The following is an 11,719-nucleotide window of genomic DNA, read 5'->3' as shown; positions in this document are numbered from 1 at the left end:
CTTTGCCCACCCCCAGACATCCGACTTAGTCTTAACAGACCATCGGTAAAACCCTCATACCAGCACCTTTAGCCCGTGTTTTTGGACAACATTAAGTAGTTTCAGTGACATCCCGCTGGGACGCTTGGCGCCGCTTTCCCACTTTTGAACCGTTGATACGCTGGTATTCAGGTACCGAGCGAAAACCGGCTGGCTAACGTTGAGTTCTTCTCGTAACGCTTTTATTTCAAGTGGCTGCAGGTCTTTGATGCTGCTTAAGCAGGTCGTGTCAAAACTGCGCATTGTCTCCTGGGGAATGGCATCCACGCTAAATAATCCAGATGCCGCGCTATGAATCGCTTCAAAGGCAGGGCTTTTGAATTTAGTTTTTGCTGACATGGCGCACCTCTACCAGTTCTTTGTTATTAATGAGTGCCGTTATCTGATCTTCGGTCAGGCAAGCATAGTGTTTTGCTAACTCACGGAAACCCGCGAGTTCGCGATAGCTAATGTTGGCCATATCCTGTTTGGCATACAGGAAGGTGTAAAACCAATGTTCGCCTCCCTTTGCCAACACAATTGCGCGATCGCGGTTTTGATTGAGACGTTTTTTATAAACTCCGCCGCCGAGATTATCTGCTTTTCCTTGCAGTACGGCGTTGATGGCCTCGCTTAACTCGTCGTCTTTTATCGTGTGGGACTTCGCTTCTCTGTTAAACCACCTGGTTTTGAAGATTCGCATCAGGTTGACATCCTGTAATCTAAAGTATAGCACCAGGTGATACACTATGTCTTACCTTTTGGTTTTGCACGCAGCGAGAGAAGATAATTCTCAACGCTCGACCAGCCTCGCAAAATGCAGCGCAACAATGTCAGTTGCTAAAACGTTAATCAGATCACATTTTGTAATGTTACACTGAGTGGATTTCCGCACTAAAACGACGCAGGTAACCACAATGAATGAAAATATCGCAGAAAAATTCCGCGCTGATGGGGTTGCCAGGCCTAACTGGTCAGCCGTTTTTGCCGTGGCGTTTTGTGTCGCCTGCCTGATTACCGTTGAGTTTTTGCCCGTTAGTCTGTTGACGCCGATGGCGCAGGATCTGGGGATCTCCGAGGGCGTCGCCGGTCAGTCGGTCACCGTTACGGCGTTTGTCGCGATGTTTTCCAGCCTGTTCATTACCCAGATTATTCAGGCGACCGACAGGCGTTATATCGTTATTCTGTTCGCCGTTTTGCTGACGGCTTCTTGTCTGATGGTCTCCTTTGCCAACAGCTTTACGCTGCTATTGCTGGGCCGCGCCTGTCTTGGGTTGGCGCTGGGCGGATTCTGGGCGATGTCGGCGTCGCTGACCATGCGACTGGTTCCCGCGCGTACCGTGCCGAAAGCGCTGTCGGTGATTTTTGGCGCGGTTTCCATCGCGTTAGTGATCGCCGCGCCGCTGGGCAGTTTTTTGGGCGGTATTATTGGCTGGCGTAATGTCTTTAACGCCGCTGCGGTGATGGGCGTACTGTGCGTCATCTGGGTGGTGAAATCACTGCCGTCGCTGCCGGGCGAACCTTCTCACCAGAAACAGAATATGTTTAGCCTGTTGCAACGCCCTGGCGTGATGGCCGGAATGATCGCCATCTTTATGTCTTTTGCCGGGCAGTTCGCTTTCTTTACCTATATTCGCCCGGTCTATATGAATCTGGCGGGCTTTGACGTTGATGGTCTGACGCTGGTGTTGCTCAGTTTTGGTATTGCCAGCTTCGTTGGCACTTCTTTCTCATCTTATGTCCTGAAACGTTCGGTAAAACTGGCGCTGGCCGGTGCGCCGCTGCTACTGGCGCTGAGCGCGCTGACGCTCATTGTGTGGGGAAGCGACAAAACCGTGGCGGCGGCAATAGCGATTGTCTGGGGACTGGCGTTTGCGCTGGTGCCGGTGGGATGGTCAACGTGGATCACTCGTTCCCTTGCCGATCAGGCGGAAAAAGCTGGTTCCATCCAGGTCGCGGTGATTCAACTGGCAAATACCTGTGGCGCGGCGGTGGGCGGTTATGCGCTCGACAATTTCGGGCTGCTTTCGCCGCTGGCGCTTTCCGGCGGTCTGATGCTGTTGACGGCGTTAGTCGTGGCGGCGAAAGTCCGTATTACGCCAATGAGTTGATATTGCTGCCATTTGTAGGCCGGATACGACGTTAGTCGTTATCCGGCAATAATAAATGCTTAATCAAAACCGTTATGCTCTGCGGTGGCGGCAAACCATTCTCCGCTTTTTTTCACCGTGCGCGTTTGGGTGGCTAAATCCAGTTGTACAAAACCATAGCGATTTTTATAGCCGTTCAGCCATGACCAGTTATCGATAAAGGTCCACATGTGGTAGCCAAGACAGTGACAGCCCTCGCTAATGCCTTTATGCAGCCATTTAAGATGCTCAGAGATAAAGTCAATCCGGTAATCATCGTGAATCTGTCCCGCTTGCACAAAACGCTGCTCGTTCTCAACGCCCATCCCGTTTTCGGAGATAAAACAGCGCGGATTGCCGTAATTATCCCGTAGGTTGGTAATGATGTCGTAAATTCCTGGCGCGTAAATTTCCCAGCCGCGGTAAGGGTTCATCTTGCGCCCCGGCATGTCGTAATAGTCAAATAACCACTCCGGCATAAACGGCGCTTGCGGATTCACCGCCGTATCACGGCATTTCACGCGGCGCGGCTGATAATAGTTAATCCCCAGTAAATCGATTTTGCCGTCGGCAATAAGCTGACGGTCGCCTGGCTGACAGGCAGGCAACTGGTCATAGGTTTTCAGCAGCGCCACCAAGTCCGCCGGGTATTCTCCCTTTAATACCGGGTCAAGAAAACTGCGGTTGAATAACAGATCCGCATGATGCGCGGCTTGCACATCGGCGGGATGCTGCGAGCGTGGGTAGGACGGCGTCAGATTCAGCACTACGCCGATTTCACCGTCGTAGCGCCCGGCGCGCCAGGCGCGCACGGCGGTCGAGTGCGCCAGCACGGTATGGTACGCCACGGTGGCCGCACGTTTAAAATCCACCACATTGGGATAGTGGAAGTCGTACAAATAGCCGCCCTCCACCGGCACAATCGGCTCGTTAAAGGTAAACCAGTGCTTCACGCGGTCGCCAAACAAGGTAAAACACGTTTGCGCGTACCGACCAAACGCCTCTACGACGTCGCGATTTTCCCAGCCGCCTTTCTCCTGCATGACCATCGGCATATCAAAATGGAACAGCGTAATAAACGGCGTGATGCCCTGCGCCAGTAGCTCGTCGATGACGTGATTGTAGAAGCTCACCGCTTGTGGATTCACCTCGCCTACGCCATCTGGAATGAGCCGCGCCCAGCTTAGCGAGGTGCGAAAACTGTTATGTTTTAACTGTTTCAGTAGCGCGATGTCTTGCTTCCAGTGGCGATAGAACGTTGAGGTTTCCGCTGGGCCGACGCCCTGGTGAAAACGATCAGGCTGGCGCTCGAACCACACATCCCACGTGGTCTGGCTTTTACCGCCATTCAGACTATCCCCTTCGGTTTGCAACGCTGAGCAGGCGCTGCCCCACCAGAAGTTATCGGGAAAACGGTATCGCATTGTCGTACTCCTTGATCGCGTAAATTCGCTCCAGAATACGCGATTTTGGCGAACAGAAACCGGTTACAGTCCGCATTTTCGCGGCCAAAAAACGGAAAAGGTGCGCTACATCTCCGGGCATTCCACCTTACCGAGAGCCTGCCAGTAGTTATGCTGATTGTTGCGCTCTATCGCGATCATCGCCTCCCGAATATGCTGCTGGTTCCCCTCGCTCGCCATGATTTTTTTCTCCCAGGCTTCATCGGTTAGCGCGCCTTTGGGCGTACACATTTTGCGCAAGTCCTTTAAAATCGTATTTTTTTCATGCGCCGACTGGAGCGAGCTAAACGGAGAGTCGGCATACGTGACGCCAGGTAGCGCGACAAGCGCGGCAATAAGCAGAAGCGTTTTTCGTTTCATAAACGGTATCCTTATCGGTTTGCACTTTTTCAAGAGTAAGTGTAGACCGTGCGACGTTCACTCATCGGGGCGTGCTATCCGTTGGCGTTGAAGTCAGGCAAAAGTGGGAAGGCGGTTTCTCGCTGCGCCTTCACTTTCTTGCGTGGCAGAATAGTGTATGTTCTGACTACTCTTTTATTTCGTAAGCGGTAGTGTAATGAGACGTATTGAGATCGTACTGGGAGAGCTGGAACGGCTGACGCGCGGGCTATGTCTTGCCGATTTGGCGCAGGAGACGGCGTTTACGGCGGAGGCGATAGGTTTCAATCTTGGGCTGGCGCGTAACTCCGTCAGCAAAGATCTCAATCAGTTATGGAATGACGGCCTGGCAATCAAAAGCCGTGGCCGCCCGGTCTATTTTCTGCATCGCCAGGCGCTGGAAACGTTGCTGGGACGACAGCTGGAAGAGTCTGAACGCGAGGTGCGGTCGGTGGCGGATGTGCTGCCGCATGAAGAGCATTACGCGCCCGACGATCCGTTTACCAGCCTGATTGGTTACGATCGCAGCCTGCGCGATGCGGTAGAAAAAGGCCGTGCGGCGGTGCTCTATCCGCACGGTTTACACGTTCTGCTTACCGGACCGTCCGGCGTCGGTAAAACCTTTTTTGCGGAACTGATGCACCGTTTCGCCTGTGAACAGGCGAGCGGCGCTATCCCGCCGCTGGTCTACTTTAACTGCGCGGAATACGCCCATAACCCGGAACTGCTCTCCTCGCATCTGTTTGGTCATCGGCAGGGGGCGTTTACCGGCGCGAATGAACATAAAACAGGCCTCGTGGAGCAGGCGGACGGTGGTTATCTGCTGCTGGACGAGGTGCACCGTCTGTCTTATGAAGGGCAGGAAAAGCTGTTCTCTATTCTGGATAAAGGCGAGTACCGTCCGCTTGGCGTGAGCAGCCAGCCGCGATCAATTTCGGTACGCCTGATTTGCGCCACTACCGAGCCGGTCGGGTCGGCGCTGTTACGTACTTTCCAGCGGCGTATTCAGGTATGCATTGATTTGCCGGGCATTCGCCAGCGCTCCGTTGAAGAACAGATCGAACTGATCGTGGGGTTCTTACAGCGGGAAAGCCGCAAAATAGAACGCACGGTCAGCATTGATAAACCGTTGTTGCTCTGGTTGCTGAATAAACCCCTGGAAGGCAATATCGGTCAGCTAAAAAGCGATATTCAGTTTCTTTGCGCTCAGGCGTGGGCATCGGGAATGACCGAGCATAACGACACGCTACAGCTGGATAAGCGGCTGGCGGAGATGTCGGTTAACCCGACGCCGGAACAGCGTCTATTGGTGGATACTCTGTTTGACGGTAAAGCGCGGCTAAATATAGACGCGCGCACGCTGCCCGCATTGAAGACGTCGCTGGCGACCGGGGCGGAAATTGAAGAGAGCGACCTCTTTTACAGCTTCCTGACGCGCGAGTATGTTAATTTGCGCAACAGTAACGTCCCCCCGGCGGAGACGCTGGCGATCCTGAAAAATAAACTCAGCTCGATTTTTGAATACGGTCTCTACAGCCGCGACAGCGTGGCGCATCCGCCGCGCTATGGCGACCAGATTGAAGAGCGCGTGACGCTGCTGATTGGCTGCGTAGAGCAGGTGTTGGGTTTTTCGCTGCCGGAAAATCTGGTTAACCCACTGCGTAAACACTTCCTGGCGCTGATAGGCTACGTGCAGCGCGGCCTGATCCCGCAGCTTTACTCTTCCAGTTTGATCCTGGATCGCTGCAAAGACGAATATGACAACGCCACGCTGCTGTGTCGGAAAATCAACGAACTGCTGCATATTCAGTGTCCGGCGACGGAAGTGGTCTGGCTATGCCTGTTCCTGAAAGAGTGCCGCCATTATCGTCAGCGCATCGATGCCAGCCCCGACTGCGGGGTCATTTTGATCGCCCACGGCGCGACCACCGCCACCAGTCAGGCGCAATATGTCAACCGCGTGCTGGAGCGCGAGCTGTTCAGCGCCATCGACATGCCGTTTGAACAGTCGGTGCATGACACGCTGGAAACGCTGACCCAAATGATTCAAACCCGCCAATATCGGCGGCTTATCCTGTTGGTGGACATCGGTTCATTGATCCATTTCGGCAGCACCATCAGTAAATTATTCCAGATAGATGTTTTGCTCATGCCGAATATCACGCTGACCAGTCTACTGGAAGTCGGGCTGGATTTAAGCTATGAAACCAGCGACTTACCACAGTTGACGGCGCTCCTGCAGAGTAAAAATATCCCCTGCCAGCTTTGTACGCCGCAGCAGGAGAACGGCGGCAAAGTGCTGGTCATCTCCTGTATTACCGGCATGGGAACGGCGGAAAAAATCAAAAAGGTGCTGGAGGAGAGCTTTGGCGAACTGATGTCGCAGGACACCAGGATGGTGATCCTTGATTATAACGAGGTACGTAGTCTGGAGCGCGTTCAGCAGGCATTGAATGCCAGCGAGCGGCTGGCGGGGATTGTCGGCACTTTCCAGCCGGGGCTGCCGGATATTCCGTTTATTTCGCTGGAAGAGCTTTTCTCCGAACAAGGGCCGGAACTGGTGTTGAGCCTGTTAACGCCCGATCTGTCCAACGCTGAACGCCGTCTGGAGATGGAGCGCAGCGCCATGCGCTTTATCAGCGCGCTAACGATGGAGAGCATCATCAACCATATTTCCGTGCTTAACCCGCAGCGTATTCTGAAAGAGATGGAGGGCGTTTTTAACCATCTGACGTCTTCGCTTTCCCTGAAACCAAGCCGCCAGGTGACACTGCGCTTCCTGATCCACTGCTGCTGTATGGTAGAGCGTATTGTGATTAACCGTAAACCGTTACAGATGGCGCTGGAAAGTCAGCTGAATCTGGACGCGCGCGCGTTTAGTGTCATCAAATCCGCTTTTCTGCCCATCGAAGACGCCTACGCCATCCGTTTATCGGATGCGGAATATTTTTATATCTACGAACTGCTCTATAGCTAATCCTTTTACTGGCGGGGCTTCGCGCCTCGCCAGACCTTTCTTCTTCCTCGCGTGACACAAATTCTGGCACAACCTTTGCTCTTCTGATGATGCGTTAGGCCGGATAGCGGCGTAAACGCCTTATCCGGCCTACCAGGAGTGTTCTGTAGGCCCGGTAAGCGCAGTGCCACCGGGCAATATATGCCGGTGTTCTCATGTAATTGCGCCAGGAGGCCATTTTGACTACCACACAACCGTTGCCCCACATCCTGCTGCTGACGCATGGCGGCTGGGGACAACCGCTTTGCAACAGCCTGCGTATGGTCACGGGCGAAATTAAAGGCGTGACGGAAATCGCGCTAATGCCTGTCGATACGCTGGGCGAGTTTTATCAACGCGTCGAGGCCGTGGTGAAAACGCTGCCGGAAGGCTCGCTGATCCTGACGGATTTTGTCGGCGGCACAACGTCCAACGTCGCGGCGCGGCTAAGCGCCGATTATCCGGTGGCGGTGATCGCCGGACTGAATGCGTCGCTACTGCTGGAGGCGCTGGACAGGCGCGAACAAGGGATGCTAACCGCCTGCGTGGACGAGTTAGTTGAGGCCGGGCGCAGTAGCTGCCTGGATGTGGTCGCCCATGTACGTCAGCTACAACAATCACTCTAAGGAAAACATCATGGCCAATATCGTTTTATGCCGCATCGACAGCCGTCTCATTCATGGGCAGGTTGTCACGAAGTGGGTCGGACAATCTCAGGCGAACCGGATAGCCGTTGTGAGTGATGAACTGGACGCCGATCCGTTTATGAAAAATATCTACCTGATGGCCGCGCCGCCAAATATCAAAGTGGATTGCTTCGGCAACCAGAGTTTTGCCGCTGCATGGAAAGAAAATCAGCTTGGCGACGGTAACGTGCTGGTGCTTTTTCCCTCACTGGCGGCGGTGCAGGACGCCATACAACTGGGCTTTGACGTCACCCGCATTCAGGTTGGCGGTCTCGGCGGCGGGCCAAACCGCAAGGCGGTTTTTCAGAATATTACGCTGGATGAAAAAGACGTCGGCATTCTTAACGACCTGAAAAACCGTGGCGTTCAGGTATTTTTCCAGACCATTCCGGAAGATAAGCCGCAGCCACTCGACGATATCCTGAAAAAATTCTAACCCTTTAATAGACACAAAATCATTCTGGATGCATCGAGGCGGCAACTGAGTGAATCCCCTGGAGCTTACTAAAGTAAGTGACTGGGGTGAGCGAAGGCAGCCAACAAAGAGGCAGCCTGAAGGATGAAGTGTATAGGATAACACTATGGATACCTTACTCTTTGCAAGCCTTATGGGGTTGTATTACTGGTTTGCCCGTTTACGCCTCGGCTACACCTTCTCCGCGATGCTGTTACAACCGGTGGTGATCGCGGTATTTGTCGGGCTTTTGCTTGGCAATATGCAGACCGCGATGATTATCGGCGCAGGGATGCAGCTCGTTTATTTGGGCGTGACCTCAACGCCGGGCGGCAACGTGCCGTCGGATCCGGCGCTGGCGGCCTGTATCTCCATTCCTATCGCGGTGAAGGCCGGTATGGACCCAAACCTGGCGATCGCGCTGGCAATCCCGTTTGGCGTGATTGGCGTGTTTCTCGATCAGCTTAGGCGCACGCTGAACGCCGCCTGGGTGCATATGGCGGATAAACACGCGGAAACGGCAAACATGGCGGGCATCATGCGTTGCGCCTTTCTTTACCCGGCATTGCTGGGGCTGGTGCTGCGCTTCCCGGTGGTCTTTGCCGCTAACTACTTTGGCCAGGATGTGGTGGAAAGTTTCCTTAAACTGATGCCGCACTGGTTAACCCACTCCTTTGAAATCATGGGCGGCATTCTGCCGGCGCTGGGCTTTGCCATCACCATTATGGTGATCGGTAAAAAGAGCCTGTTGCCGTGGTTTATCGGCGGGTTCTTCGCGGTGTTATACCTCAAGGTCGACATCATGGCGATGGCCATCTTCGGCACCTGTGTCGCCTTCCTGATTAAAGGCCTGGCGAAAAATGAAGGAGCAGCATGATGAGCAGTGACGTAATGCAACATGAACTGGTTGAGCGCGCGCGGGAAAGCGGGGCGCTGACCAAAGCAGATATCACCAAAGCCTGGTTTATCTACTGGCTGGGCGCCGAGGTTTCCAGCTCCTATGAGCGCTTACAAAGCCTGATTTTCTGCGCCTCGATGACGCCGATCATCAAAAAACTTTACCCACAAAAAGAGGAGCAGGTAGAAGCGCTAAAACGCCACCTTAACTTCTTTAACTCCGAGCAGACCTTCGGCGCGGTGATTCAGGGCATCTCTATTGCCATGGAAGAACAAAAAACGCGCGGCGAGCCGATTAACGACTCGTCTATCACCGGCATTAAAACGGGCCTGATGGGGCCGCTTGCCGGGATGGGCGACTCGATTATCTGGGCGGCGGTGATGCCGCTGTTGATAGCGATCTTTATTCCGTTCGCGGCAAATGGCAGCGCGATGGGCGGTATTATCCCGCTGATTCTCTACCCGGCGATCACCCTGGCGATCAGCTACGGCATGGTCCACAAGGGATATACGCTGGGGCGTGATTCGATTATCGGCCTGTTGCAAGGGGGGCGAATCAAAGAACTGATCTACGGGGCCAACGTGCTGGGTTTGATCATGATGGGCGCGCTTTCCGCCAGCTACGTCAAAATCACCACGCCGTTAAAAATTAGCGCCTTGAAAGGATCTGAAGTGGTGGTTCAGCAGATCCTCGACTCTATCGCGCCGGGCTTACTGCCACTGGCGGCGGTATTCGCCATCTACTTCTATCTGGTAAAAAAAGGGCCGCGCTACACCACCATTTTGCTGTCGATTGTCGCACTGAGCATAGTCTGTTCGTTGTTGGGAGTGCTGTAAATCATGACGCCGAATATCTATCAACAACTGGGGTTGAAAAAGGTCATTAACGCCTGCGGCAAAATGACCATTCTGGGCGTCTCAAGCGTCGCGCCGGAGGTCATGCAGGCCACCGCGCGCGCGGCTTCCGCTTTCGTCGAGATTGATGCGCTGGTGGAAAAAACCGGCGAACTGGTATCGCGCTATACGGGTGCTGAAGATAGCTATATCACCTCGTGCGCCTCGGCGGGTATTGCCATTGCCGTCGCTGCCGCTATCACCCACGGCGATCGGGCGCGCGTCGCCCTGATGCCGGACAGTACCGGTATGGCCAATGAGGTAGTGATGCTGCGCGGGCATAATGTGGACTACGGCGCGCCAGTCACCAGCGCCATTCGTCTTGGTGGCGGGCGCATAGTGGAAGTGGGGTCGAGCAATCTGGCGGCCCGCTGGCAACTGGAAAGCGCCATTAACGAAAAGACCGCCGCGCTACTGTATGTGAAATCACACCATTGCGTACAGAAAGGCATGTTGAGCATTGACGATTTTGTACAGGTGGCGCAGGCCAACCACCTGCCGTTGATTGTCGATGCCGCGGCGGAAGAGGATTTGCGCGGCTGGGTGGCGAGCGGCGCGGATATGGTTATCTACAGCGGCGCGAAAGCCTTTAATGCGCCAACCTCCGGGTTTATCACTGGTAAGAAAACGTGGATTGCCGCCTGCAAAGCGCAGCACCAGGGGATTGCCAGGGCAATGAAAATCGGCAAGGAAAACATGGTTGGGCTGGTGTATGCGCTGGAGAATTACCACCAGGGCCAGACGACCGTGACCGCAGCACAGTTACAGCCGGTCGCGGAAGCGATTTCCGCCATCCATGGGCTTTATGCCGATATCGAACAGGATGAGGCCGGGCGTGCAATCTGGCGTATTCGTGTGCGGGTGAACGCATCTGAATTGGGGCTGAATGCGCAGGACGTCGAAGCGCAGTTGCGCGGCGGCGAGATAGCGATTTACGCCCGCAAATATCAGCTTCATCAGGGGGTTTTTAGCCTCGATCCACGCACGGTAGCTGAAGGGGAAATGGCATTGATTGTGGCGCGACTCAGGGAGATTGCAGAACATGCAGCAGATTAATTTTTATCGTCAGCGGGTAGCGATTAACGTGCTGGCAAAGGATATCGCCAACGCGAAGGCTATCTATGAAGCCGCCGAAGGCCATGCGGTCATTGGCGTACTTTCCGCGCAGTTCGCTACGGTAGAAGAGGGCGTGCCGGAGGTGAAACGCTGGATGGCGGAGGTGCCGTCTATCTCAGTGGGTCTGGGCGCAGGCGACCCGGCGCAGTACTACAAAGCGGCGATGATTGCCGCCCATACTCACCCGGCCCACGTTAACCAGACCTTTACCGGCAGCGGCTTCGCGGCGGGCGCACTGGCGGCGACAGGCGGCGAGCAAACACATATTAACGCCCTGGTCAGCCCGACGGGAACGCCTGGCGAGGTGGTGATTTCTACCGGCGTCAGCAGCAGCCAGGGAACGCCAGCCCGCGTTTCCTGTGAAGCGGCGGTACGCATGATGCAGGATATGGGCGCACATGCGGCGAAGTTTTTCCCGATGGGCGGCGAAAAGTCGTTACCGGAACTCTATGCGCTGGCGACAACCGCCGCCCGCCACGGCATGACGCTCATCGAGCCGACCGGCGGTATCTCACTGGATAATTTCGGTATTATCCTGCAAACCTGCCTGGAAGCAGGCGTGCCGCGCGTCATGCCGCATGTTTACAGCTCGATTATCGATCCGCAAACCGGCAATACGCGCCCCGAAGACGTCATTCGGTTGATGGAGATAGTCAAAGCGCTGGTGTGAGATTTATCGCCGAAGAGCG

Annotated in this window: 12 protein-coding genes; 8 read left to right on the top strand and 4 right to left on the bottom strand. The window is 54.7% G+C overall.

Going from position 1 to position 11,719, the window contains the following annotated elements:
- Positions 1-54: 54 nt before the first annotated feature.
- Both EOS97_RS09380 and EOS97_RS09375 read right to left on the bottom strand, forming a co-directional pair.
- A complete protein-coding gene (locus EOS97_RS09380; RefSeq protein ID WP_001274846.1) occupies positions 55-378 on the bottom strand; it encodes a DNA-binding transcriptional regulator in 324 nt (107 codons plus the stop codon).
- A complete protein-coding gene (locus tag EOS97_RS09375) occupies positions 362-721 on the bottom strand; it encodes a type II toxin-antitoxin system RelE/ParE family toxin (protein WP_001217953.1) in 360 nt (119 codons plus the stop codon). Before EOS97_RS09375 ends, EOS97_RS09380 begins: the two co-directional genes overlap by 17 nt.
- 214 nt (positions 722-935) lie before the next feature.
- On the opposite strand from EOS97_RS09375, the gene nepI reads away from it, so the two are divergent.
- Positions 936-2,129, top strand: coding sequence for a purine ribonucleoside efflux pump NepI (nepI, locus tag EOS97_RS09370; protein ID WP_001004799.1), 1,194 nt, complete (start codon positions 936-938; stop codon positions 2,127-2,129).
- A gap of 59 nt (positions 2,130-2,188) precedes the next feature.
- Here nepI and EOS97_RS09365 read toward each other — a convergent pair whose 3' ends face one another.
- Positions 2,189-3,571, bottom strand: coding sequence for a glycoside hydrolase family 1 protein (locus tag EOS97_RS09365; protein WP_001270471.1), 1,383 nt, complete (start codon positions 3,569-3,571; stop codon positions 2,189-2,191).
- A 105-nt stretch (positions 3,572-3,676) separates the two neighbouring features.
- Entirely contained in the window at positions 3,677-3,970 is a 294-nt protein-coding gene (locus EOS97_RS09360; RefSeq protein ID WP_000824212.1) for a YicS family protein, read from the bottom strand.
- Positions 3,971-4,166: 196 nt separating this feature from the next.
- Here EOS97_RS09360 and dagR point away from each other — a divergent pair, with 196 nt between their 5' ends.
- The 7 genes from dagR to EOS97_RS09320 all read left to right on the top strand — a co-directional run bounded on the left by dagR (position 4,167) and on the right by EOS97_RS09320 (position 11,700).
- A complete protein-coding gene (dagR, locus tag EOS97_RS09355; protein ID WP_001252671.1) occupies positions 4,167-6,965 on the top strand; it encodes a transcriptional regulator DagR in 2,799 nt (932 codons plus the stop codon).
- A 218-nt stretch (positions 6,966-7,183) separates the two neighbouring features.
- On the top strand, positions 7,184-7,609 hold the full coding sequence (locus tag EOS97_RS09345) for a PTS sugar transporter subunit IIA (protein WP_000214106.1): 426 nt from the start codon (positions 7,184-7,186) through the stop codon (positions 7,607-7,609).
- Between the two features lie 10 nt (positions 7,610-7,619).
- The gene (locus EOS97_RS09340) at positions 7,620-8,105 is read left to right on the top strand and encodes a PTS system mannose/fructose/N-acetylgalactosamine-transporter subunit IIB (protein WP_001284295.1); all 486 of its coding nucleotides are present in this window, start codon (positions 7,620-7,622) and stop codon (positions 8,103-8,105) included.
- Between the two features lie 145 nt (positions 8,106-8,250).
- Positions 8,251-9,000 carry a PTS sugar transporter subunit IIC gene (locus tag EOS97_RS09335; protein WP_000380259.1) on the top strand — a complete coding sequence of 250 codons (750 nt, stop codon included), beginning with the start codon at positions 8,251-8,253 and terminating at the stop codon, positions 8,998-9,000.
- On the top strand, positions 8,997-9,857 hold the full coding sequence (locus tag EOS97_RS09330) for a PTS system mannose/fructose/sorbose family transporter subunit IID (RefSeq protein ID WP_001526325.1): 861 nt from the start codon (positions 8,997-8,999) through the stop codon (positions 9,855-9,857). Before EOS97_RS09335 ends, EOS97_RS09330 begins: the two co-directional genes overlap by 4 nt.
- Positions 9,858-9,860: 3 nt before the next feature.
- Positions 9,861-10,970, top strand: a complete 1,110-nt coding sequence (gene dgaE / locus EOS97_RS09325) for a D-glucosaminate-6-phosphate ammonia lyase (protein ID WP_000188468.1) — start codon at positions 9,861-9,863, stop codon at positions 10,968-10,970.
- On the top strand, positions 10,957-11,700 hold the full coding sequence (locus EOS97_RS09320; protein WP_001186147.1) for a 2-dehydro-3-deoxy-phosphogluconate aldolase: 744 nt from the start codon (positions 10,957-10,959) through the stop codon (positions 11,698-11,700). The genes dgaE and EOS97_RS09320 overlap by 14 nt, the downstream gene beginning before the upstream one ends.
- Positions 11,701-11,719: the final 19 nt, after the last annotated feature.

It is taken from the genome of Salmonella sp. SSDFZ54 (assembly GCF_004010735.1).
Classification (GTDB): Bacteria; Pseudomonadota; Gammaproteobacteria; order Enterobacterales; family Enterobacteriaceae; genus Salmonella; species Salmonella enterica.
This window is presented reverse-complemented; position numbering and strand designations above follow the sequence as displayed.